This is a genomic window from Collinsella sp. AF19-1LB (genome assembly GCF_003459655.1).
In the GTDB taxonomy this organism is placed as follows: Bacteria; Actinomycetota; Coriobacteriia; order Coriobacteriales; family Coriobacteriaceae; genus Collinsella.
Genome location: NZ_QRWO01000006.1, coordinates 47879 through 72574, shown reverse-complemented (window position 1 = coordinate 72574; position 24696 = coordinate 47879). Strand labels below are relative to the sequence as shown.

At 60.5% G+C, this 24696-nt stretch carries 21 protein-coding genes; 2 read left to right on the top strand and 19 right to left on the bottom strand.

The window, feature by feature from the left end; genetic code table 11:
• Positions 1-118: 118 nt before the first annotated feature.
• The 17 genes from glpK to DWX39_RS02830 all read right to left on the bottom strand — a co-directional run bounded on the left by glpK (position 119) and on the right by DWX39_RS02830 (position 19037).
• Positions 119-1660 carry a glycerol kinase GlpK gene (gene glpK / locus DWX39_RS02910; protein WP_117758461.1) on the bottom strand — a complete coding sequence of 514 codons (1542 nt, stop codon included), beginning with the start codon at positions 1658-1660 and terminating at the stop codon, positions 119-121.
• Between the two features lie 13 nt (positions 1661-1673).
• Entirely contained in the window at positions 1674-2417 is a 744-nt protein-coding gene (locus DWX39_RS02905; protein WP_117758460.1) for an L-threonylcarbamoyladenylate synthase, read from the bottom strand.
• A gap of 147 nt (positions 2418-2564) precedes the next feature.
• The gene (locus tag DWX39_RS02900; RefSeq protein ID WP_117758459.1) at positions 2565-2867 is read right to left on the bottom strand and encodes a helix-turn-helix domain-containing protein; all 303 of its coding nucleotides are present in this window, start codon (positions 2865-2867) and stop codon (positions 2565-2567) included.
• Positions 2854-3249, bottom strand: coding sequence for a type II toxin-antitoxin system RelE/ParE family toxin (locus tag DWX39_RS02895; RefSeq protein ID WP_117758458.1), 396 nt, complete (start codon positions 3247-3249; stop codon positions 2854-2856). Before DWX39_RS02895 ends, DWX39_RS02900 begins: the two co-directional genes overlap by 14 nt.
• Before the next feature lie 75 nt (positions 3250-3324).
• On the bottom strand, positions 3325-4575 hold the full coding sequence (locus DWX39_RS02890; protein WP_117758457.1) for a HemK/PrmC family methyltransferase: 1251 nt from the start codon (positions 4573-4575) through the stop codon (positions 3325-3327).
• 595 nt (positions 4576-5170) lie between these two features.
• A complete protein-coding gene (prfA, locus tag DWX39_RS02885) occupies positions 5171-6238 on the bottom strand; it encodes a peptide chain release factor 1 (RefSeq protein ID WP_035138783.1) in 1068 nt (355 codons plus the stop codon).
• Between the two features lie 229 nt (positions 6239-6467).
• Complete coding sequence (locus tag DWX39_RS02880; RefSeq protein WP_117758456.1) at positions 6468-7883, bottom strand: M20/M25/M40 family metallo-hydrolase; 1416 nt, start codon at positions 7881-7883, stop codon at positions 6468-6470.
• Between the two features lie 71 nt (positions 7884-7954).
• Positions 7955-8740: an amino acid ABC transporter ATP-binding protein gene (locus tag DWX39_RS02875; RefSeq protein ID WP_117635553.1), complete on the bottom strand. Its 786-nt coding sequence runs from the start codon at positions 8738-8740 to the stop codon at positions 7955-7957.
• A gap of 22 nt (positions 8741-8762) precedes the next feature.
• Complete coding sequence (locus tag DWX39_RS02870; protein WP_117758455.1) at positions 8763-9911, bottom strand: amino acid ABC transporter permease; 1149 nt, start codon at positions 9909-9911, stop codon at positions 8763-8765.
• A gap of 9 nt (positions 9912-9920) precedes the next feature.
• Entirely contained in the window at positions 9921-10847 is a 927-nt protein-coding gene (locus DWX39_RS02865) for a transporter substrate-binding domain-containing protein (protein ID WP_117758454.1), read from the bottom strand.
• A 280-nt stretch (positions 10848-11127) separates the two neighbouring features.
• Positions 11128-12021, bottom strand: coding sequence for an aldose 1-epimerase family protein (locus tag DWX39_RS02860; RefSeq protein ID WP_117758453.1), 894 nt, complete (start codon positions 12019-12021; stop codon positions 11128-11130).
• A 79-nt stretch (positions 12022-12100) separates the two neighbouring features.
• Entirely contained in the window at positions 12101-12976 is an 876-nt protein-coding gene (locus DWX39_RS02855) for a hypothetical protein (RefSeq protein ID WP_117758452.1), read from the bottom strand.
• A gap of 195 nt (positions 12977-13171) precedes the next feature.
• Positions 13172-14041, bottom strand: a complete 870-nt coding sequence (locus DWX39_RS02850; protein ID WP_117758451.1) for a MerR family transcriptional regulator — start codon at positions 14039-14041, stop codon at positions 13172-13174.
• Positions 14042-14121: 80 nt separating this feature from the next.
• Entirely contained in the window at positions 14122-14700 is a 579-nt protein-coding gene (locus tag DWX39_RS02845) for a UbiX family flavin prenyltransferase (protein ID WP_117758450.1), read from the bottom strand.
• Between the two features lie 33 nt (positions 14701-14733).
• A complete protein-coding gene (locus DWX39_RS02840; protein ID WP_117758449.1) occupies positions 14734-16221 on the bottom strand; it encodes a UbiD family decarboxylase in 1488 nt (495 codons plus the stop codon).
• Between the two features lie 142 nt (positions 16222-16363).
• Positions 16364-17821 (bottom strand): SLC13 family permease, encoded by a 1458-nt coding sequence (locus DWX39_RS02835; protein WP_199411436.1) that lies wholly within the window; start codon positions 17819-17821, stop codon positions 16364-16366.
• Positions 17822-18089: 268 nt separating this feature from the next.
• Positions 18090-19037 (bottom strand): isopentenyl-diphosphate delta-isomerase, encoded by a 948-nt coding sequence (locus DWX39_RS02830; RefSeq protein ID WP_117758448.1) that lies wholly within the window; start codon positions 19035-19037, stop codon positions 18090-18092.
• A 152-nt stretch (positions 19038-19189) separates the two neighbouring features.
• Here DWX39_RS02830 and DWX39_RS02825 point away from each other — a divergent pair, with 152 nt between their 5' ends.
• Complete coding sequence (locus tag DWX39_RS02825) at positions 19190-20434, top strand: MFS transporter (protein WP_233508899.1); 1245 nt, start codon at positions 19190-19192, stop codon at positions 20432-20434.
• 228 nt (positions 20435-20662) lie between these two features.
• On the opposite strand, the gene DWX39_RS02820 is transcribed toward DWX39_RS02825, so the two are convergent.
• Both DWX39_RS02820 and DWX39_RS02815 read right to left on the bottom strand, forming a co-directional pair.
• Positions 20663-22225 carry a PTS transporter subunit EIIC gene (locus tag DWX39_RS02820; protein ID WP_117758447.1) on the bottom strand — a complete coding sequence of 521 codons (1563 nt, stop codon included), beginning with the start codon at positions 22223-22225 and terminating at the stop codon, positions 20663-20665.
• A gap of 82 nt (positions 22226-22307) precedes the next feature.
• A complete protein-coding gene (locus DWX39_RS02815) occupies positions 22308-23633 on the bottom strand; it encodes a 6-phospho-alpha-glucosidase (protein ID WP_089573127.1) in 1326 nt (441 codons plus the stop codon).
• A 298-nt stretch (positions 23634-23931) separates the two neighbouring features.
• On the opposite strand from DWX39_RS02815, the gene DWX39_RS02810 reads away from it, so the two are divergent.
• On the top strand, positions 23932-24681 hold the full coding sequence (locus DWX39_RS02810; RefSeq protein WP_117757480.1) for a MurR/RpiR family transcriptional regulator: 750 nt from the start codon (positions 23932-23934) through the stop codon (positions 24679-24681).
• Positions 24682-24696 lie beyond the last annotated feature (15 nt).

Below are 24696 nucleotides of genomic sequence, written 5' to 3'. Positions count from 1 at the left end.
TGAAGCCCCTTTCGTTGCGGCCGGAAGATGGCCTTGCTGACAAGGCGCACGGCGACGTTGTTGCCGCGCGCCGTGCATAAGTTTAACGGTTTGTTGTATCGAGTGCCCCGTCGCAACCCTACTGAGCGGTGCTGAGCGAGCGTTTGACGGCATCACGCCAGCCCGCCAGGTTTTGCTCGCGGCGCTCGGCGGACATATGAGGATGGAAGATTTTGACGATCTGAGCGTTTTGCTCCAGCTCCTCCAAATCCTCCCAGTAGCCGACGGCAAGGCCCGCCAAGTACGCGGCGCCGATCGCCGTGGTCTCCACCGTCTCGCACTGCAGCACGGGGATATCCAGCAGATCGGCCTGGAATTGCATGATGAACTCGTTGCGCGAGGCACCGCCATCGACGGACAGGCGCTCAATCGAAAGTCCCACGTCCTGCTCCATGGCGCGCAGCACGTCATAACTCTGATAGGCCATGGACTCGCAGGCCGCACGCACAATGGTCGCGCGACTCGAGGCACCGGTCAGGCCGCACACGATACCGCGAGCATGCGGGTCCCACCAGGGAGCGCCCAGGCCTGCGAAGGCGGGGACGAAGTAGCAGCCCTCGTTGTCGTTGATCGAAGCGGCGAGTTGCGCGGACTCGCTCACGCTCGAGATGATGCCCATGTTGTTGCGCAGCCAGTTCATGGTGGAGCCTGCGGCAAAGATAGAACCCTCGAGCGCATAGCTGATCTTGCCGTCAGCGGCGATACCGATCGTGGAGACCAGACCGTTCTTGGATTCGACGATCTCGTCGCCGGTGTTCATGAGCATAAAGCAACCCGTGCCATAGGTGTTTTTGGTCTGGCCGGGATGGAAGCAGCAGTGGCCGAATAGCGACGCCTGCTGGTCGCCCGCCACGCCCATGATGGGTGGCATGTTGGTCATGATGTCGCTCGCGACGCGGCCGTAATCGCCCGAGCTCCAACGAACCTCGGGCATTATGGAACGCGGGACGTCGAAAAGCGCCAGCAGATCGTCGTCCCAATCGAGCGCATGGATATTAAAGAGCGCGGTGCGGCTGGCATTGGTGTAGTCGGTAGCAAAGACCTGACCGCCGGTGAGATTGTAGATGAGCCACGTGTCGATAGTGCCGAACATAAGGTCGCCCGCCGCGGCGCTCTCGCGCGCGCCGTCGACGTTATCGAGAATCCACTGCACCTTGGAGGCCGAGAAATACGGGTCGAGCGTAAGCCCCGTGCGGGAGCGCACCAGCTCTTCTGCGCCCTGCTCGACCAGCTCGTCGATCAGAGGTGCGGTGCGACGGCATTGCCACACGATGGCGTTATAGATAGGTTGGCCGCTTATGCGGTCCCACACCACCGTGGTCTCGCGCTGGTTGGAGATACCGATGGCGGCAATGCGGTCAGAATGGATGCCGCTCTTAAACTGGACCTCCATCATGACCGCGATCTGGCTGGCAAGCACCGCCATGGGGTCTTGCTCCACCCAGCCAGGGCGCGGGAAGCTGGTTTTGACGCTGCGACGTGCCTGCGCGACGATGCATCCGTACTCGTCGACGATGGTCGCAAGTACCGAGGTGGTGCCGCAGTCGAGCGCCATGATGTAGGAACCGCCAAAGTTAAACGAGGCATCTTCCATGCCCAGGCTGCCCAGATTCAACGACATCGCTTACACCTTTCTATTGCATCGGGCCAGACAGGACCCGCTCGATCTCTGATGCGGGAAGTGCGCCTTGGCGCAGGATCTGGAGCCCGCCGTGCTGGAACGACACGATGGTCGAAGCGTCGCGACACGGGGTCTCACCGGCGTCGACGGCAACATCGACTCCCTCCAGGATGCGCTCCTCCACCGTGGCAAAACTTGCGGGCGCGGACGCGCCATGCGTGTTGGCGCTGGTGCAGGCAAGAGGGCTGCCGCAGGCGCGGATGAGCGCTTGCACCACGGGCGAGGCCGAAGCGCGAAGCGCCACCGTGTCGTCGGCGGCGCGCATAAAGGTCGGCACGCAGGGGGCCGCCTTGACCACGATAGTCAGGGCGCCCGGCCAGCATCGTCGGGCGAGCACGCGGGCCTCGTTAGGGATATCCACGCCATAGCGATCGAGCGCCTCGGCATCATCGACCAGCCAGGCAACCGTTTGGGTGAGCTCGCGCTGCTTGAGGGTAAAGATACGACGATAGCCGGTACCGAGCGCGGGGACCGCGGCGCCGTTGACGGTGGCCTGCGGATCGCGCGGCCACGATGGGAATTCGCTTGTATCTTGAGACACGGCGTCCGAAAAGGCGTTAACTGCCACAGCGACACCATAGACGGTCTCGGTCGGGATCAGGGCCAGACCGCCACAGCCGAGCACCTCGGCCGTACGCTCGACGGCAAGCCGATGCGGCTCCCGCGCTCCCTCGTATACCCGATAGACCGTCTGCATGTGTATGCCAGCCCCTTACGCTCTGGTGCAAGTTTGTTTACTGTGGGGCATTCTCGCACGAAACGTTCAATCTATTTGCCCAGAGCGCATGTTGGTTTGGTGAGCGGCTCTAGTAGTCGGTGAAAGTGAGGGGGTTATTGAAGGATTTTAGCGAGCAAGCGTAACGGTACGATCGGGGAACTCGATGCTTGCAACCAGTTTTCCGCCGAGGCTCTCTGCGTACCTGCTCAGCGTGTCGAGCCTCATCGAACCCAACTCCCCACGCTCGAGCTCGGATACACGTTTTTGAGAAACGCCCATCGACTGGGCGACCGACGCCTGTGTTAGATCTTTTAGCCTGCGAATCTGAGCAAGCTTATAGGCTTCGATACGATCGCGAGTCCTGTCCTGCTCGGCGGTAATGGAGTCGCGTGTTATCCCGCGAGATTCCATATACTCATGCAGTTCCATCTCGATCGAGCCTCCTTACGTGGCGACGGTATATTTGCTCGGCCCTTGGAATGTTGATCGCATACCAGCCGTTCCATTTTGCCCTTGACGATCCCGCTCGCGACTTATCACCAGCCAATAGCAATACCGCCTGGCGCTTGGGGTCAAAGGCGAAGAGGATGCGAATCACCTGCCCACTACACGACGTCACTCTCAGCTCCTTTAAATGATGAAGCTGCGAGCCCTTGACGCGGTCAACCAGCGGACGACCAAGGCTGGGACCTTCCTTCTCGAGCACCAAAAGGTCTGCATAAGTCTGCTTCAGCGTAGCTTCATCCTGCTCATCAAGCCAAGGTTCAATGTAATCAAGCACGATACGGTACCGATGCAGCTGATTTGACATACCTTTCTCCTTCTATAGTAGAAGGTTTACGGTATATTGCAAGGACAAACTTGCGCAGATATCTATTTGTTCAGCTTAAATACGCTGTTTGGGCTCGGCGACGATGGCTCGGACGATGCGGGGGCGATCGGTGAGGTCGTGGACGATGCGCACGTCCGACAGACCCGCTTGACGACAGAGCCCGGCCGCAGCGTCGAGGGCACCCTCGTAGAGCTCGCAGGCAAAGAGTCCGCCGGCACGCAGCATATAGGGTGCCGCATTGAGCAGGCGGCGGAAGATATCGAGGCCGTCGGCACCGCCCTCGAGCGCCAGATCGGGCTCAAAGTCCTTGACCTCGTGCGGCAGCGAGCGCATGACATCGGTAGGGATGTAAGGCGGGTTGGAGACGAGCACATCAAAGGTGCCCCACTCGTCGTGGGGAATGGAACTCACCAGGTTGGTGAGGCTAAAGGCGACGTCGTCGGACGTGAGACCAAGCGCATCGCGGTTTTTGGTAGCAAGGTCGATGGCGCGCGGCTCGATATCGGTAGCAGTGCAGGTGACGTGGCCGCGGCGCTCCCAGGCAAGGGAGAGCGAGATGCAGCCCGTGCCGCAGCCGACCTCGAGAACGCGGGCAGTGCGGGACTCGGCTGGGGCAGGCGCAGCGGCATCCTGAGCTGAAGCCGTCTCCTGATCGGTACCCTCGATGGCGATGCCGTATTCGTCGAGCTCGGGCTCAGCAGCTTCCGCAGTCTCGGCTTCCGCTGCCTGCGCGGCGGCTTCCTCGGCCTCGCGATCGGCAAGCTCCTCGGCATAGGCGCGGCTGCCGAGAACGTCGCCACCCAGCGCAGCCTCATCGGCGGCCGTCAGGTTGGCGGCACGGCGCTCGGCGGTCGCGCGTTCGTCGGCCAGCGCCGCCTCGGCTTTGCGGGCCTGCTCGACCTCATCGTTCCAGGGCAGCTCCACGCGCTGGCGGACGGCGGCCTCGGGGCTCAGCACCTCGGTATCCAGATAGTTCAGGACTTCTTCGACGAGCATCTCGGTCTCGGGGCGCGGGATGAGCACGCCGGGGGCGCACGCGACGTCGATCATGCGAAACTGCGTGCTACCGGTGATGTACTGTAGCGGCTCGCCTTTGGCGCGACGAACGACGGCCGCGTGCATGGTCTCGAGCTGGGCCGCGCTAAGCGTCTCGTCCATGCGCATATACAAGTCGATACGCGCCAAACCCGTGGCCGCGCACAGCAGCCACTCGGCAGAAAGACGGGGATGCTCCTCACCGCGCTCGGCCAGGTACTCCTTGGTCCACTCGAGACAACGCTTGATGGTCCAGATCTCGTTTGCCATGGGGCCCTCCCCTCTTAAGCGCCGGGCGGCGCGCGAATGTCGGAGCAGATTGTAAGCGAGGCCAGCGCTTGGCAAGGGACGATTGAAGGCGATTATCGAGAATCAGCCCAGAATTTTGCTTGAATCGCAATCGAAGTGTTCATTCGTCGACGTCTAAAACTGCATCCGTCAAGCTTTTGGCAAGGTTGCCCCAAAACTGACCAATATCTAACCAAGAACTTGCCAAATCACTTGACGCGCGACGCATCAAAAAATGCACTGCGACTTCTTGGACGATTATTTGAGCAATATTTTCGGCAGAAGATGCACACCGTTAATTGCTTTAAGCAGGTAAGCAGCTCAAAGGCCATCACAGCTGATTGAATAACACCTCAAAGCAATATGCCCTACCTAGTCATTTAAGAACGTCCCCAATGACCACCTCTAAGGCGCCGTAGGTTGAGCATAAGTCAGCGAAAACGCCCCTAAGCGAGCAAGGTGACGTGAAAGAGGAGGGAAGCGTACTTTTGTACGCGACCGACGATTGAACGTCAGATTGCCGCTTAGGGGCGTTTGCAGCGTCGAGCCGTTACGGCGTTTGGTAAAACGCCGTAACTTAAACTGCTTGTGCCAGCTTCTCGGCTCGCTCGGCGGCGGCAAGTGCCTCGATGACGGTGCCGAGCTGGTCGCCCAGAAGGACGCCGTTGTAGGTGGAGTTGAAACCGATACGGTGATCGGTCACGCGGTCCTGGGGCTGGTTGTACGTACGGATCTTCTCGGAACGGTTGCCGTGGCCAATCTGGCTCTGGCGCTCGGCGCCGAGCTCGGCCTGCTGCTTCTCGAGTTCCATCTCGTACAGACGGGCACGCAGCATCTGCATGCAGACCTCGCGGTTCTGGATCTGGGAACGCTGCTCCTGCGACTGCACCACGGTGTTGGTGGGCAGGTGGGTGATGCGCACGGCGGAGTAGGTGGTGTTAACGCACTGACCGCCAGGGCCGGAGGCGCAGTAGGTGTCGATGCGCAGGTCAGACTGGTTGATCTGGACGTCGATTTCCTCGGCCTCGGGAAGCACGGCGACGGTTGCCGTGGAGGTCTGGATGCGACCCTGGGACTCGGTCTTGGGGACGCGCTGGACGCGATGCACACCGGACTCGTACTTCATGACGGAGTAGACGCGATCGCCCTCGACCTTGAACTCGATGGACTTAAAGCCGCCGGCCTCGCTGGGACTGGAGTCGAGCACGGTGGTCTTCCAGCCGCGCGACTCGCAGAAGCGCTGGTACATCTTGTACAGATCGCCGGCAAAGATGGCCGCCTCGTCGCCACCGGCGGCGGAGCGAATCTCGACGATGGTGTTCTTGTCGTCATTGGGGTCGCTCGGGATGAGCATGTACTTAATGTCTTCCTCGAGCTGGGGAAGCTTGGCCTCGTTTTCGGAGATGTCCATCTGGAGCATCTCCTTCTCATCGGCATCGGTAGTATCGTGGAGCATTTCCTTGGCGGCCTCGATGTCATCGAGCGCGCCGATGTACTCGCGCGAGGCGGCGATGAGGTCGGACTGGTGCGCGTACTCCTTGTTGAGACGCGTGAACTCCTTGATATCGGAGGCGACGGCCGGGTCGGAGAGCTTCTTCTCGAGTTCCTCGTAGGCCTTGATGATCTTTTCGAGCTTGTCGCGCATGGCGGGACTCCTTTATATGCGTGAAGATGAAAATCGGCAGAGTTGATGGGGCGCATGGCGCCACTGCGGGGGTAAGCCCAGCTAGAACATGTCGATCTTCAGATACATGCGCATCCCTTCGCGTGTGGGGTACATAGTTGCGGTCTAACCCATACATGATAGCGTGCGCAGGCAAACCTGCATATAACCCGCACGGAATCCGACAAGGGGACAGTCCCTTTGTCGGATTCTAGAGCGTATGGAGCAGGGCGATGAGGAAGCGGATACCCTGGAGGTAGGCGCGGCGGGTGATGCGCTCGTTGGTGCCGTGGACGCCGCGATCGCACTCGTCATCGTCGACTACAAACGCCGAGAAGCGAATGCACTCAGGGCAAATACGCTGGTAGTTGGCAGCGTCGGTCGCACCGATCACGGTCGAGGGCACAATTGCCACTGGCTCGAATGATCCGTTTTCCTCCGTCCCCTTTGGATCACGGAAATAGCGGGCGGCGGTGAAGCGAACCGCCTCGAGGCCGGGACCACCGATGCGCGGGGACGGCGAGGGCTCGGAGCTGCCGAGACCCAGCTCCACTTCGACACGACCGGCAAGGTCCGCCTCGGCAACCGCCTCACGACAGCACGCCACAACGTCGGCCACGCTCGTGCCCTCGAGCATGCGGAAGTTGATGTTGGCCCACATATCCTGCGGCATTACGTTGGCGCCGGTGCTGCCACCCTCGATCTGCGTGGGCGCGCAGGTAGTCGTCACCAGCGGATAGAGCTTTTTGCTGGCGAGGCAATCACGGACAATGGCGTCCCCGTTGGCGGCAATTTCATCGGCCGTGTAGAGCCCCAACTCGACGAGTTGGGCGGCAAGCGGATCGGTCACGCGCGTCGGCCACTCGATATCGCAGATTGCGGTGATGGCACGGCTGAGCACCTCAAGCGACGTGCCGCCGTAGGGGTTGGAAGAATGCCCGCCCGCGCTCTTTGTCTTGAGCACAATGTCGGCATAACCTTTCTCAGCCAGGTCAGCGTGCATGAGCCAACCCTCGCCCGCGCTATACTCGGCAGCCGGAACGATGCGGTAGTCACCCTCGTCGATCAGGTACTCAAGCTCAATGCCGCGCCCCTTGAGCGCACGGCCGATGGCGCCTGCTCCGTACTGCGTAGTCTCCTCGTCCTGGCCAAAGGCCAGGAGCAGCGTGCGCTCGTGCTGCCAACCGTGCGCCAGCGCATACTCGACAGCCTCGAGAATGCCTGCGACCTGATCCTTCATGTCGATCGCGCCGCGGCCCCAGATGTAGGTGTCGTCCACGTGCCCGCTAAAGGGGGCATGTGTCCAGTCGGCCTCGGTATCCGGCACCACGGGGACCACGTCCATATGGCCCATGAGCATGACGGGTTTGAGGGCGGGGTCGGAACCGCCAAGCGTCACCAGCAGCGAATGATCGATAAGCTCGACCTCGCCCGCCGCAAACACGCGCGGCCAGGTCTGCTGCATATAGGCGCGCAGGTCATCGAAGGGCTGCCAGTCCACCGCCTCGGTATCCATGCTCGAGACGGTCGGAAACGACAGCACGCGGCCCAAGCGCTCGCACGCGCCGGCCTCGTCTATATCGGCAAAATCGTCCTCATGCGCAAAGAAGCGCCAAACCTCGGCCATGACATCCTTTCGATTGTGACGACAAAGGCCGCCCCACGGGAGCGGCCCTGCAACGTAAGCGTTTGCGTCGGTTATTTGTCCTCGAGATAGCGGGAGAGGAACTCGCGAGTGCGCTGATGTTTGGGGTTGCCGAAGAGCTCGGCCGGCGCGGCGTCCTCGAGCACCACGCCCTTGTCCATAAAGACCACGCGGTCGGACACCGTGCGGGCAAAGGCCATCTCGTGCGTGACGACAACCATGGTCATGCCGTCGGCCGCGAGCTTGCGCATGACCTCGAGCACCTCGCCCACGATCTCGGGGTCGAGTGCCGAAGTCGGCTCGTCGAACAGCATGATCTGCGGACTCATGCACAGGGCGCGGGCGATGGCCACGCGCTGCTTTTGGCCACCGGACAGGCGACCCACGGCGGCGTGCGCGAACTTTTCGAGCCCCACGCTCGTCAGATGCTCCATTGCGACCTTCTCGGCCTCGGCCTTGCCCATCTTTTTGAGCGTGACGGGCGCGAGCGTGCAGTTGTCGAGCACATCCATGTTGTTGAACAGGTTAAAGCCCTGGAACACCATGCCGATGTCCTCGCGCAGCTTGTTGATATTGCAGCGCTCGGCCGTAAGGTCCTGGCCGTGGAACCAGATGTGGCCCGCGTCCGGGGTCTCGAGCAAGTTGAGGCAGCGCAGGAAGGTCGACTTGCCCGAGCCCGAGGCGCCGATAATGGTGACGACCTCGCCGGGATTGACAGCGAGGTCGATGCCCTTAAGCACCTCGAGCGAGCCAAAGCTCTTGCGCAGGCCCTCGACGCGGATAAGCGGCTCATTGGTCTGTGCGGCGGCCGCGGTGCCGGTAGTGGCGGTATCTGCCATGATGATTCTCCTCGTCTTGAGCCTAGTTGGAGCTGGGCAGCGTGGCCGGGGCCTCAGCGCCCAGCTTTTTGCCAAAGGCCTCGAGCAGGCGGCTCGCCACGAGCGTCAGGATCAGGTAAACCACGAGCGCCACGCAGTAGACCTCCATCTGGCGGTAGTACACGCCGGCGACGGTGGTGGTGGCGTACATGAGGTCGAACACGCCGATGACCGAAAGCACCGACGAGTCCTTGATGTTGATGATGAGCTCGTTGGTGAGCGCCGGAATCGCGTTTTTAATACCCTGGGGGAACACAACCTTGCGCATAGCCTGCCACTGCGAAAGACCCAGCGAGCGCGCCGCCTCGGCCTGGCCGGGATCGATGGACTCGATGCCGCCGCGCAGGACCTCCATCATGTAGGCGGTGGAATTGAGCGAGATGGTGACGAGGCCGGCATTGAAGGTACTCCAGATTTGGTTGGCCTGGGCGGTCTCGAAGCCCATGCCGCGCAAAACGGTGAAGCCCGCGTAATAGATGAGCAGGCCCTGGACCATCATGGGCGTGCCGCGCACGATGGTGGAGTAGATGGTCGCAAAGCCACGGCCGATACTCTTAAAGAAGCGCACCAAGTCGTTGTCCACGCGATCGAAGGTCTGAATACGCAGGAACACAAAGAGCAGCGCCAGGAAGAATGCGATGACGGTGCCGAAGATCGCAAGCGCGATGGTGATCTCGATACCGCGGATAAAGAAGTCCCCGCTCTTGTAGGTCATGTAGACCAGACTCGACAAAAAGTCGCTGGGGTTGGAGTCCGAGACAATGCTCACCCGCACCAGGTCGATAAACGACATGACGCAACGGTCGATAAAGAAGATCGCCGCAATGGCGACCACGACATAGCTGCCCAGGCGCGCGCCGCGACGAAAGCGCTCGGAAGCAAACGGCGACGTTTCGCGATAGTCATTCCAGTGCATGAGTTTGGTGACGAGCGCCGCCGCCGACACGACGAGCCAGGCCCAAAGGATTGCCCAGAGGCAGTCTTGGAACACGCCCGTAGGCGCCAAGAAGCTCAGCGGCGTGGGGTTGCGTTGGCTAAACACCAGGCCGAGCGCCGCGATAACGCTCGTGCCCAGGTACACATAGCGGTGGTCGGCCTTGGTAAAGGAGGCCAGACGATTGATGGTTTTCATGCTGCCTCCCTATGCCGGCTGACGATCGAGGCACGCGTCCCACATTTGGTCGCGCTCCTCTTGGCTAATGCCCTTGAGTGTCTTGTCGATGAGCTTAAGCAGCTTGTCCGAGCCCTTGCGGCAGCCGACGTTTGCCGCGACCTCCTGCTTAAAGCCCTCGCCCTCGGCAAAATGAATAGGGACAATGCCCGGATTTTGGGCCATATAGCCCTTCTCGTTCTCGGTGTTGTAGGTCACGGCATCGCACGTGCCCTGCAGCAGGTTCGAGAACACCGTGGGAACCGAATCGACCGGGTTCTTGTGGACGACGCCCGGGATCTCGTCGATGACGGTGTCGAGCATGGTGTCCTTTTGGCCGAGTACCGTGGCACCACTGAAGTCGCTGAGCTTGGTGGCGTTCTGGTAGGGCGAGCCCTCTTTTACGAACAGGCCAAAGTAGCCAATGAAGTACGGGTCGGAGAAGCCGACCGACTCCTCGCGCTCGGGCGTGGCACTCATACCGGCGATGATGAGGTCGATCTGGCCGTTGTTGAGCGAATCGATAAGGCCCGAGAAGCTCTGCTTGACGGCAACGGGCTCGCCGCCGAGGGCCTTGCAGACGATCTTGGCGATCTGCACGTCGTAGCCATCGGCATAGGCGCCCTGCACGTTGTCGATGGGGATGGTGTACTCACTGGCTTCGGAAACCTGCCAGTTGTACGGGGCGTAGGCCGCTTCCATGCCAATGCGGATCTTGTCCTTGCCGATCACGGAATCGGACAGGTCGTCGCGACCGCCGCCCGTCGTGGGCTGAACCACCTTGAGCGTGGACGGGCGCTGACAGCCGGCGAGCGCGCCGGCGACGACGGAAGCGCTCGCAGCGAGAGCGCTACCCAAAAAGATGCGACGGCTGCACACCAGCTGTGGATGCGCGTCGCGTTGATGGGGAGAATGCATAATCTGCCTTCCCTGTTGAATCGTATGCTGACGACTTAACAGGATATACGCCAGCGACCAGCAGCGCAGCACAAGCTCGAAAAATTAATAGACACACGGTAGTCATTGGGAACGTCGATGTTTTGGCAATGCCAGCGAGCGCCGCCCAGAGCGAACAAGTTGGCATGAAAAAGGCAGGGCATAGACCTTCTGGTCATGCCGTGCCTTTTGAATGGCAAATTGTCGCTCTGGGTGGCGCGCAGCGTCGACCGGTCCGCCGTTCGCTAGAACGGCGGAACCTCTAGAGCAGGGTGACGCTAAAGGAACGGGTGTCGGTAGCACCCGGCGCCAGCGTAATGGTGTTGACCTTGTGCTCAAAGACGTCGTCCTCGGTGTCCATGGTGGTGTGGCCGGTCCAGGGCTCGAGCGCCACAAACGGGGCGTCGTTGGCGGCAGACCACACGCCGATGTACTTAAAGCCCTCAAAGTCGATCTTGACGCCGTGGCCCGACTTGCGACCGCGCAGCGTGAGCGTGGAGCCCGGGGTATCGGTGAACATGATGGCGTCATTATCGAAGCTGCGGTGCGTGATGGGCAGCACATCCGAGTTGTCGGGGGCCTTATAGCTACCCTCGAACGTCATAAGGCCGTCGGGCGTGATGACGGGGGCCTCGTTGGTCCAAACCTCAGTAAACGCCAGCTCGTAATCCTCGAACGCCTCGTCCTCGGCACCGGGGGCGGGCACGTTAAATGCAGGGTGGCCGCCCACCGAGAACGGCAGGTCAACGTCACCAGTGTTGGTGACGGTAAAGGTCTGCGTGAGAGTGGCGTCGCCGGTCAGAGCATAGGTCATGTTGAGCTTAAAGTGGAACGGGAAGGCCTTGAGCGACTCGGGCGTGTCAGTGATCTCGTAGGTGACGGACGAGCCGTCCTCGGAGACCTCGACCAGCTTGTGCTCGACAATGCGCGCGAGGCCATGGCGCGCCATCTCGCAGGTTCCGGCCGCAGACGTCGCCGTGTTGTTGCGCAGCGATCCCACGATGGGGAACAGAATGGGCGCGTGCTTGCCCCAAAAGGCCGGGTCGCCCTGCCACAGATACTCGTTGTCATTGAGGGCAAGGCTCGTGAGCTGGGCGCCCATGGAATCGATGGCCGCAGTGAGGCCGCCGCGCTTGATGGTAGTGACGGTGGACATGTTACTTCCTCCAAAAGTAAACAATAGTGTCGAGGGCTATTGTCCCACTCTTGGCGGCAAGGAGAAGCGACAGGCACAGTTATTGAACGATTGCGTAAAGGTCGAACCCGCCCTGCGGCGTGCTGTCGACCGTATCGGCCGCCTGTGAATTAAAACTCACCGGAACCATGCGCTTTGAGGCACGGTAACGCGTGCCGTCGGTGGCAACGGGCGGCTCATCGACCGTGAGCTCGTAGTCACCGGGCTTGAGCTCGATACCGTCACCTTCGGAATTGACGTATTGGTATTCGTCGACCGCTTGCCCCTTGAGTGTGCGGCCCACAATATGAACGAGCATCTGGCTGTCGCCGCGCGCGGTATCCCACGTCGCGCCGTCCTTGACCTCGACCGACACATGTACCGAGCGCGTGCGGCTGAGCGATTGTTCGACAGACATCTCGACCTTGGCGGCATCTTTGCGCTGTTGCTCCACATGGCTCCAGACATTTCCGATCGCCGAGCAAGCGATGACGCCGGCCATGAAGGCGATGAGGATGGGGCCGAGCGGGGAGCGGCGGCCCGCGTCTTCCTCGCGAGCCAGGTCGGGGCGACGCGTGGGGGCGGGCGCCTGGGCACCCTGCGCGGGCACGTCGAGTATGCTGAAGGATGCCGTGCTGCCGGGGTCGATGGTGTGGCGCGGCTGCGGGGTCTTGGCCGGCGAGATGGACATGTCGGCTGGCTCACCCAGCGTGGCCGTGGCATCGGCCTTTGCCTCGTCGGCCTCGGCCTGGGCCCAGGCTTGCTCGAAGGTCAGGGGCTCGGCGGGGTCGGAATCGGCATCCGAGTCAAGCGCATCGCCAGCATCGGAGTCCACATCGGTCCCGTCGCTCAACTCATCACTTGGCAAGGGCTCGTCCCACACCTCATCCGGAGCCTCGCCCTCGCTGTACCACCATTCAAAGCTATCGATATCCATACGGGGCGCCCCCTTGGCCTCGCAAATAAACACTTGCTAGCCTTATACCCCCAGACGGCACGGCGGCTCGCCGGCACAGATAGGAAAACCATCACAACATTCGACGCTTTTCCTCGTTTTCGAGATTTTCATCGAATGTTGTGACGGTTTGGGCGGCAGCCATGCCGCGAATGTGACAAAGGGACTGTCCTCTTGTCACATCTGGAGGGCGACGGGGATTTGGATGCAGCAGAAGTCCTCTTGGTGGGACTCGTCGTAGCTCGTGGTATCGAGGTAGCAAAAGTCGAAAGCGTTGCCGATGGGCCGGAGCGCGTGCCTGTCCATGCAGGCCACGACGGCGCGGATGCCCTCGGGCTCGTACGGCATACCCCAGCGGCTCATGCACAGATACGTGCCCTCGGGCAGCACTTCGATGCCGATCTTTGCCAGCTCGGCGGGATCGCTCGGCAGCAGTTCCTCGGCACCGCGCGGCAGCACGGCAAAGGAGCCGGCACCGGCAATGGGGTCGTCGGAATGCAGCGCCTCGCGACGCAGCATGGCGCCCCAGCCACGCATGGGGCGCGTGCCCGTCAACGCACGCATGCGCAAAATCGCCCGCATGAGTGTGGGGTGAAGCATCGAGCGGCCACGCTCGATATCGCCCGGAAACTCCTCAAAGACCACGTAGCGACGCTCAAACTGCTTGAGCTCCGGCTTGCCCTCGCGCTCGCGCCAGTAAACCGCCTCGTCGTAAAAGCTCAGACGCTCCTGCACACTCGCGCGCTCGGCTTTGAGCCCGGCGATCTGTTCATCGAGCGCCTGCACCCGCGAGCGCAGGTGGTCGGTCATCTCGCTAATGTCGAACGTCGAGGCTAGGCGGTCGATCTCATCGAGTTCGAGCCCTAGGTCGCGCAGCATGCAGATCAGACGCATGAGCGGGATCTGCGTGGGCGAATAGAAACGGTAGCCTTTTTCGTTAACCACGGCGGGCTTAAACAGACCGATCTTGTCGTAATAGATGAGCGTTTGGCGCGAAACGTTAAACAAGCTCGCCATCTCGCTAATCGCATACATGCCCGTCTGCATAGATCCTCCCGACACACCAAAGCCCGCCGCCCACAGGGGCAGCGGGCTCAAACACTCCTCGTATCCTACCCTAAAGACGCCTATGACCAGCGCTTATAGTTTGCACATGACACGCCGACGGCCTCGAGCGCCTTGGCGGCGATGTGGTGCACCGCGTCGTCGAGCGTGGCGGGGCCGTTGTAAAACGTGAGCATGGGCGGCATGAGCATGACGCCCGATACGCGCGCCAGGCGCGCCATGTTGTCGACGTGAATGGCGCTGAAGGGCGTCTCGCGCACCATGAGCACCAGGCGGCGTTGCTCTTTCATCTGTACGTCGGCCGCACGCAGCAACAGGTTTTCGCTGTAGCCGCTCGCAATGCCGGCGAGCGTCTTCATGGAGCAGGGCGCCACGATCATGCCGTCGACCGGATAGGTGCCGCTTGCGATGGCAGCGCCGATGTTCTTGTTGTCGTAAACCACATCGGCATAGCACGCAAACTCGTCGAGTGTCATGCCGAGCTCCTGCTCGATGGTGATCTCTCCCCCGCGCGTGACGACAAGCGCCGACTCGGCGCCGGCCTGGCGCAGGCATTTGAGGCACTCGAGGCCCAGCGCGGCACCGCTGGCGCCAGACACGCCAACGACAATGCGACGGGGACGGACAGAAGGCTCAGGCATGGCAACTCCTTGACTACTTGGTAGGGCTACGTACTAGAAAGCGAGCTCTGCTGCCCACTTATCTGTATCGATCTCCATGAACTGCGAGCGGATGAAGTTCTTCTTGAGGTTGAACGGGACCGTGCAGTCGAAGATGGCCTTGCAGGCGATGCCGTGCTCGCGGATCGAAGGATCGAACGCGGGGTCGTTGGACGGGTCGAGCACGTGGCAGTGGCAGCCGGGGATGGTGATGAGGTCCACGTCGGCCTGGAAGCGCGTGGTCATGGCCCACATCACGTCGCTCATGTCGAAGATGTCGACATCCTCGTCGACCAGAATCACATGCTTGAGCTCGGAGAATGCCGAGAAGGCGAGCATGGCGGCGTTGCGCTGACGACCCTCGTCATTTTTGCTCGACTTCTTGAACTGCATAATGGCAACGAACTTGCCGCCGCCGCAGGGGGCAGCGTGGACGTTGAGCAGGCGGCCCGGGATAGCGGTCTCGACCATCTTGTAGATGGAAGCCTCGGTGGGGATGCCGGCCATGGACACGTGCTCGCGCGAAGGGCCGATGCAGCTCTCCATGATGGGGTTGGTGCGTGTGGTGACGGCGGTGATCTTGATCACCGGGCAGACCTTAGCGCCACCGGTATAGCCGGGGAACTCGGGCATGGCGTAGCCGTGGCCGTTGACGTCCTCGTTGATGGTCTCGTCGTGCATGAGGTAGCCCTCGAGCACGTACTCGGCATTGGCGATGCACTTCTGCGGAACGGTGACGCAGTCGGCAAGCTCGACGGCGTGGCCGCGCAGGGCGCCGGCGATCTGCAGCTCGTTGAAGCCGAGCGGCGTGGTGGGAGCCTCGAAGCCGCAGCACATGTACACAGCGGGGTCCAGGCCGATGGAGATGGAAATGGGCATGTCCTCGCCGCGCTGGCAGTACTCGTCAAAGAAGGCGCCAAGGTGACGGCTACCCGGGGTGATCCACATGGCGAGCTTGTCCTTGTCGACGCAGGAGAAGCGGTGGATGGTCACGTCGGACTGGGAGCCGTCGGGGCTCGTGCCGTAGGCAAGGCCCATGGTGATGTAGGGGCCGCCGTCGACAGGCGTGTTGGTGGGAGCGGGGACGATCTTGCGCAGGTCAAAGCCCTCGTCGGTCGCCTTGTACACGACCTCCTGGCAGTCGACGTGCGCACCCTCGGCGATCTGCTCGGGCGCGATCAGGTTCTCGAAGCGCTTGCCGATCTCGAGGCCCAGGTGCTCCTCGTCCAAGTCGAGCAGGGCGGCAACGCGCTTGCGGCTGGCAAGCATGCCAATGCAGACCTTAGCATCGTCAAAACCCTTGACGTTGTTGAAGACCATCGCCGGACCCTCTTTGGTCGGACGCATAACGGTGCCGCCGGCGCCGACGTGGCGATAGACACCCGAGACCTCGGCGTCCGGATCGACCTGGGTGTCGGTCTCGAGCAGCTGGCCCGGCATCTCGCGCAAAAAGTCGAGTGCGGAGCGCAGATCGTGGATCTGGGAAGCATCGGTAGTGGACATGGCGTGCTCCTTTCGGGAGAGTACCCGGCGGCGGGAGTGCCGCCGGGCTGGGGAACGTAGTGGGGCCACGGCGCCCATGGATGGGGCACTCGGGCACTCGCAGTTCAAGCACTCGGCTAATTACAGCCAAGCGCTCGACCGTTTACATCAGGCCAAAGAGGTGGAACCAGGCGGCCTCGACCAGCACGACGATAAAGACGACCGCAGTGAGGGGAATGCCCATGCGCATGGCCTCTTTGGAGGTGTAGCCGCCGGCGTCCTTGCCCTCGCCGATAAGGATCGGCAGGTTATGGAACGGCAGGATGTAGTGGATGTTGATGGACGTGAAGACGATGAGTGCCACGGCGAGCGGGCTCACGCTGGAGCCAGCCGCAAAGCTGATGAACGCCGGCACGCACACGCCGAGCACGGCCATGACCGAGCCCATGAACATGTGAATGATCATGGAGAGCGCGGCGACAAGCAGGGCGAACAGGAAGATGTTCTCGGGCACGGAGCTGGGGAGCACGACATCGGCGATCCAGGCGTTCATACCGGTGGCACCGCCCACGGAACCCACGGCCATGGCGGCCGTCAGGAACATGAGGGACTTGATGTCGACGGCGTTCCAGCTGGCGGGAGTGAGGACCTCGCCGATGATGGGCATGGCGAGAGAGACGCCGATGGCCAGGGTGACCCAGCCGATGTAATCGCCCGAGACAGTGAGCCACAGCGCGATGGCGATGACAAGCCACACGATGGTGCGGATCTCCTTGACAGAGAGCTTGCCGAGCGCAGCCTGCTTGGCCACGATCTGCTCGCGATCGTAGACGAGTTCCTTGCTGGGCTTAAAGAGGAAGAGGCCCAGGAACAGGGTGCACAGCAGCGCGACCAGCATGGGCACGCTCATGTACAGGAACCAGTCGATAAACGACGGGCTCATGCCGCCGGCCTCGGCGCTGTACTGCGCAACGAGCGGGTTGAGTGTGGAGTCGCCCGTCAGGAAGAACATGGAGCCCGGAGCGGCAGCGGCAAACACGAGGAAGCCGAGCTTGCCGCGGTCGTCGTCACCGTAGCCGGCGGACTCGGCGATGACCGAGACGACGGCGAGGATGAGGAAGGCGCGGGGGAACGGATGCGGGATCAGCAGCGACAGCACAAAGGTGAGCGCGAAGATCGAGATGATGAGCGACTTGGCGTCGCGCACGAACTTGAGCATGAACGCGTAGGCGATGCGCTCGCCCAGGCCCGACTCCTTGACTGCACTGGCGATGAGGTAGGCGCCGATGACGAGCCACATGGTGGCTTTGGTCCACGAGCTAAACGTGGAGGCGACCGTCGCCGAGATGCTCGCGGCGCCCGTGTCGTCCACGCACACCTTAAACAGAACGAGCAGCGCGCAGTAGAGCAGGCCCACAAAGCCCGGCTGTGCCACGCCACATGCCCAGAACACCACCGTGGCGAGCGTCAGTGCCAGACAGGTCTGACCGCCGACCGTAAGCTCGACCGTCGAGCTCAGCTCCGCCAAAGGAAGAAACTTCACCAGCAAAAAGACAATGATACCCAGCACAAAGCCAATTTCGCGCTTGGTGATCTTAAACGCCTTCTTTTCCGCTTCCATCTCCCCACCTTTCTTGTTGGGGGCGCTCCGGATTCGCAGCCACGTTGCCACTTAAAAAGGGGCGCCCGTTATCGGACACCCCTTACGTTGCGCTGTGTTGCAGCAATACAGTCAAGCGAGATTTTTTGGATAGGTAGCGACCTTTCCTCTTGGACAGAAAACCGTCCCAACAATCGACGGTTTTCCTCGTTTTCGAGTTTTTCGCCGAATGTTGGGACGGTTTGGGGAACCAGTCGATCCCAGATGTGACAAAGGGACTGTCCCTTTGTCACATTGCGAGGGTCGTGCGGATGGATGGGGTCTCTAGAGCCTCGCGGAGCCAGGGGGCAAGGGGCTCGGGGCGACCCTGCAGGTAGCCGTCGAGCTCGGGCGGGGCCACACGACGCACCTCCGAGATTTCCTCTAGGTTGATGTGCAGCTCGCCCGGCTCAACATGGGCAAGATAGACCTCGCACCATTCGCACTCGCAGTGACCGTCGCCGTGGTCCTCGCGGTAGACGATATGTCCCAGATGCTCAAGATCGCTCAGCTCGCGCGCAACGCCGAGCTCCTCGCCCATACGACGAGCGGTGGCCGCGGCAACGTCCTCGCCCGGCAGCGGGTGGCCGGCGCAACCGTCGGCAAGTACCCCGCCCCACAGGCGCTTGAGCGGACTGCGACGACAGAGCAGCAGGTGTACATCTTCGCCCCGACCCTCAACTAGAAGCGTCAGGAAAGCCTGATGCAGGATGCCCTCCCCCGCATGCGCCTCGATGCGATCGACGGGGCCAAGCGCCTCGCCGGTCGCGGCATCGACAGCCACGACCTCGGCGCCCGCGCCGCCCTCGTCCCAGCCGGCGCGCAAGATGCGGGCTGCGGCGGCCTCGAGCGCGGCGATGAGTTCCTTGGTGGTATCGAGGACGCGCCGCAGATCGTCCGCGCTCGCGTGCTCAACATGAAAGCCCGTGCTTGCAACCACCGGCACGCCAAAACGCGTGGCCAGAGCCGCGGCGATATCGTGTGCCGGGATCTCGTCGCGATGGCACGGAACAGCCAGGATGCTCACCGTTGCCGTGCGGCCGGGCTCGGGGCGCGGAATGGCCTGCGCCGTGGCGCCCAGGTGAGCGAACTGGGGCGAGCAGGCATACACCGCCATGCCCCGCGGTGTCACCGTCAACTGGGCCTCGAGCGCAAACTTGCCCTCGCCCACTGCAACCTTTGTCGTGTGCATACCCATGGAATCTCCTGTCGCCCGCGATGTACCTGAGACCATCTTCACCTGTATTGCGACTATACAGACAAGCTCACCATGTGACAAAGGGACTGTCCCTTTGTCACATTCTGTTAGAGTTGCAGGGATTGAATCCCGCTTATTCATGCGACATTGGAGTGACAACCTTGACCGCCGCAACCACGCCTAAAAGTAAGTCAACCGCCGCCGCGCTCTCCCCCGCACGCACCAAGCTCTGCCTGGCGCTGCTCGTGCTGTTGGGATTCTCGCTCGGCTGCTCCGAGTTCGTGGTCATCGGCATCGAAAGCGACTTGGCGACGGAACTCGGCGTATCGCTTGCCACAGCGGGCCAGCTCATCAGCGTGTTTGCGCTTGTCTATGCCATCGCAACGCCGGTGCTTGCGCTCAGCACGGGACGTTTTCGCCGCTACCAGCTGCTCGTGTGCTATAGCATCGTCTTTGTGCTCGGCAACTTGGTCATGGCGTTGGCGCCCAACTTCCAGGTGCTGTTTATCTCGCGCATTGTCCTGGGCTCTGTCTCGGGTGCGCTGCTCGCCGTGGGCGTAACGTACATCCCTGAGCTTCTGTCCCCGCAGCAAACTTCGCTTGCCATCTCGGTGGTATATGGTGCGTTTTCCGTGGCGATGGTCTTTGTGACCTCGATTGGCAAGTTTGTGGCCGACACGCTCGATTGGCACGTGGCCATGTACGGCACGCTGACCTTTGCCGTTATAATCTGCGGAGCGCTCGTGGCGTTTATGCCACGAGCCGGGCAGACCGACGAACCCGCTACCTTCCGCGAGCAGGCGGGGCTTCTGCGCGAACCGAGCATCATCACCGGCATGCTCATCTTTTTGTTTGGCGTGGGCTCGGTCTACGTATTCTACGGCTACGTGACGCCTTATCTTGAGCAGGTGCTGGGCATGGGCACGGTCGAAGCCAGTACCACGCTTATGGCCTACGGCGTGTTCTGCCTGATCTCGAACATCCTGGGCGGATGGATCGACGCGCGTTTTGGCATGAAGGCGCTGCTTGTGACGTTTGTGCTGCAGGCTGTGGCGTTACTCGGGCTGTTTGCCGTGGGCGGCACCATGCCGCTCGCGCTGGTCTTTGTCTTTAGCTTGGCGTTGCTCATGTACCTGTTCTCGGTGTCGTGCATCACGCACTTTATGGACGTGGCACGCAGCCGCCATCCCAAGTCGATGGTACTCGCAAGTTCGGTTGAGCCCATGGCGTTTAACGTCGGCATCTCGTTTGGCACTGCAGTGGGCGGCGCCGTGGTAAGCAGCATTGGCATTGCGTACGTGGGCGCCGTGGGCGCCGCGTTCTCGCTTGTGGCCTGGGCGCTTACGCTGGTAACGATTAAGTTGGCTCGCTGGGAGCGCAGGCGAGCAAGGGCGTAGAGCGAGGTTCCCTCTAAAACGTCTATCGTTCCAGTCGCGACGCTTACCTGACGACAGGCTAAGCCAGCTCCTTTAGCTGTGGTTCGATCTCATGTACTTCGAATGCACGATTTTCCAGTTTTCGTGTATCCGAAGTACACGAAATGTGCGCGGGGCACCTCAAAGGCGGCGGCAGACGCATTGTCTGCCGCCGCCTTTTATACTGGATTTTATAGATACGCGAGTCGTTTACTCCATACCCAGTAGCTCGCGCATCTGAGTTGCGTAGTTAGATGCCATGTTGCCGTAGACAATCTGCACGCCGCCGTTAACATGCACGATGCCACGCGCTTCGAGCTTTTCGGTAAACTCGGCGTCATCAACTACCTTGTCACAGTCATTAAGCTGGATGCGCAGACGGGTGAAGCAGGCCTCGACAGACTTAATATTGTTATCGCCGCCCACTGCCTCAACGATGGCGGGAATGAGGTCGCTGATCACAGTCTTGGGAGCCTTTGCGGCCTCATCGTCGGACTCTTCCTCGCGGCCGGGAGTCTTAAGGTCCTTCTTAAGAATGATGAACTTGAAGACGAAGTAGTACACCACGAAGTAGATGGGGCCGAGGAACAGGATAACCTGCCAGTTGGAGCCCTTGGCTGCACCCATAATGCCGTTAAAGATCAACGACAAGAGCGGGCCGCCGAAGGACGCGGAGCCAGCCACGTTGAACTGCAGGATATAGGTCAGCGCATAGGCAAGACCAGCCATGAGAGCGTGGAACACGTAGAGGATGGGCGCAATAAACAGGAAGGAGTACTCGAGCGGCTCGGTAATGCCGGAGAGGATGCAAGGCACCACGATGGCAATCATGAGCGCTGCGGTCTTCTTCTTGTTCTTGGGAAGCGCCGTCTTGTAGAAGGCGAGTGCAGCGCCAGGCAGGCCGAACATGGCGAAGATAACCTTGCCGTTCATGACAAAACGGCTGACCTCGATGTTAAACGGCGTGCTGGGAGAGCCCAGGATCGCGTTGTAGATATTGATAGCGCCCTGAACAGTCTGGCCGTCGATGGTCTCGACGCCACCGAGCGACGTGAAGAAGAACGGCAAATAGACAAAGTGATGCAGGCCAAAAGGCAGGAGCATGCGCTCGCCGGCGCCGTAGACAAATGCACCAAAGGCACCCGTAGTCTTGATGAACTCGGACAGCGCACCGAGAGCGTTCTGAATAAACGGGAAAACAAAGGACATGACCAATGCGAGGATGCTGCATGAGAGCAGCGTCACCGCCGGGATAAAGCGCGTACCGTTGAAGATGGAGAACACGGCAGGCAGCTCAATCTTGTAGTAACGGTTATGCAACCATGCGACGATTGCGCCCACCAGAAGACCGCCGATAACGCCAGTGTCGAGCGTGGTGATGCCGAGGATCGTGCTCTGGCCCGTCGTAAGATTCGCGGGATCGATAACGCCAGTCGCCGTAAGGAACGTGCCCATCACGGAATTCATGCACATGTAGCCCAAAAAGCCACAAAGCGCCGCGGTAGCCTTCTCGGACTTGGCGAAGCCATAGGCGAGACAAATCGAGAAGATAACCGGGATGTTGTTCATAACGATGCCGGCAGCGGCCTTGAGAATCGAAAAGAAGATCGCAAAGCCCGGAGCAGCAAGCCAGGGAACAGCTGCCGTAAGGGTGGGGCTGGTAAAGGCATTGCCAAAGCCCTGAAGGATGCCGGCGATTGGCAGGATCAAGACAGGCGTCATGAGGACTTTGCCCAGACGCTGGAACTTTGCCAGCAGCTCATCTTTGTTCATGGGATACCCCTCTTAAAGAAACGGGGCGTGCAGCTCCACAGCCCACACGCCCCATAACAGTTATCAAGCGCTATGGAACTAGCTACTTAAGCTCCGGCCAGTAATCCTTATTGGCCTCGATGAGCTTGTCGAGCACTTTGCGAGCCTTCTTTGCGTCACCGACCAGACGATTAAGCGTGAGTGCCTGCAGAGCCTTCTCGTAGGAACCCTCCATCCAAGCCTCAACGGTCAGGCGCTCATAGGCGTACTGGTTCTCCATAAGGCCGCGATAGAAGGTACCGATCTTGCCAACAGCATAGGGCTGCGGGCCATTGGCGCCCACGCTTGCCGCGACCTCTACCATGGCGTCATCGGGCATGCCCTCGATAATGCCGTTGTTGGGCACGATGACAATGAAGGTCTTGTTGGTGTTGCGGTAAATGGCCGAGGTGATTTCCACGATCATATCGCCATGAGCGTCGTTCTGCACAACCGAGGAGTTCTTTGCGGTGCCGACTTTGGCAACACGCTCGCACTCGGCGAACACGCGCTTCTCACGACCGTTGATAACCTCGTCGGAGCGAGTGTAGTCGGGGTCGAGGTGAGCGACCTTGTACTCGGGATACAGATAGTACTGCAGATAAGTGTTGGGCAGATAGTCGGGGAAGTCCTCGAGCATGTCCTTGACCATGGCGTAGGTATCAAGCCAGGACTGGTCACGCTGCTCGGCATCGGCAGGAAGGAAGCCGTTCTTCTCCGTGTATTCCTTAATCTGCGGGACGAGGTCATGGCCCTCTTCATCGTAGATGTGCTTGAACCAACCGAAGTGATTGAGGCCAAAGTACACGGGCTCCGTCTTGCTCATATCGCGACCGAGCAGGCGACCGTAAGAGCGCATGAGGTTGACGGGCTGGTCGCAGATGTTGAGGACGCGATGCTCATCGGGCAGGACGCGCTCGAGACCATATGCCACAATAGCAGCCGGGTTGGTGTAGTTGATAATCCACGCCTCCGGGCTATGAGCGCGAACGTCGTTGACGATCTCAACCATGTCATGCATGGAGCGCATACCGTAAGCCATGCCGCCAGGGCCCACCGTTTCCTGGCCGATGATTCCCATATGCAGCGGAATCTTCTCGTCCTTGCTACGCATCTCGTAGCCGCCGGTACGAATCTGGCAGAGCACAAAGTCGACGTCGGTGTAAGCCTCGTCCTTATCGGTGGTGTAACCAAACTCCACACCGGGCTCCTCCTCGGCGAAGAGGATCTTGCCAAACTCGCCGATCGGACGCTGGCGCTCGGCATCGATGTCATAGAGCATCACGCGGTTCAGCGGCAGAATGTCCATGTGCTTGGTCAGGGCCTTGAGAATGCCAGGGCACCACGTAGAGCCGCCGCCAACGATCACAATATTGAGCTTATCCTTCATGTTCCGTCCCTCCAGGGTTGGCTGATCGGTGTTCTCGAAGACCTTGGGCTCCGCGGTTGTCCTCGGCTTGCTTCGTTTCGATTGATATTTTGCGATATAAGGTCATTTGAGAGTCCCCGTGTGGGCCAATGCGAAACGGGGACACATGATTTCGCTCACGACACAGATATGTGTAGGCAGACACGCGCGTTTGCCCAGTTCATGGGCAATAGGCAATCTTGACCGATTACCGATTTCTCACCTGGCTACACAAAGCGGTACCATATGTACGGCGAGATGCGAGGGGCTGAAACATCTTATGAAAGATCAAGAATCTTTTTATGATCATGTGCGAGCTGGCGAGAGCAAGCTCAACGATCTCGAAAGCGAGATCATGCGCTACATCATCGAGCTGCGTGATGATATTGACGATGTCACGCTTAAGAGCGTTGCTGAACGGTTCTTCGTCGCTCCCAATACAATCGTCAGGCTTGCCCATAAGCTTGGCTTCTCGGGGTTTACGGAGCTCAAACAATCGTATTCCGCCTCGCTCGACCGCAATCGATTCACTATCGAGGCACTTCCTCTTGATACCCAGCTCGTACAGACCAAAGATCTGCTTAACGACAGGGTCATCGATTCGGTTGTGAGTCTTATCCAGGATGCCTCGCATATCGTGTTCTTCTGCTCGGGCTTTTCGAAATACCCGTGCCTCGAGATGGCTGAAAAGCTCAAAATAATGGGCAAGAACACCGATACGCTCAGTGAACGTCATGTCATGAGGCATTACGCAGAGCTCCTCGGCAAAAACGACCTGGTCTTCAGCGTTTCCGTAAGCGGCGAGACGCAGGTGTCTATTGACGCCACATCGATAGCCAAAACGCGCGGATGCAAGGTCGTCACGCTCACCGGCTTTTCTCGAAATTCTCTCTCGAAACTAGCCGACTACCCTATCTACACCGTGCAAAAAGAAATCCGCTTGGGCAGCATGGACCTCGACAGTCGATTGATGTTCTATTACGTTTTCGAATTGATATTTGAGCGTTACTTCAAACTGGCCAAGAAATAAAACTTGGCATGCGCC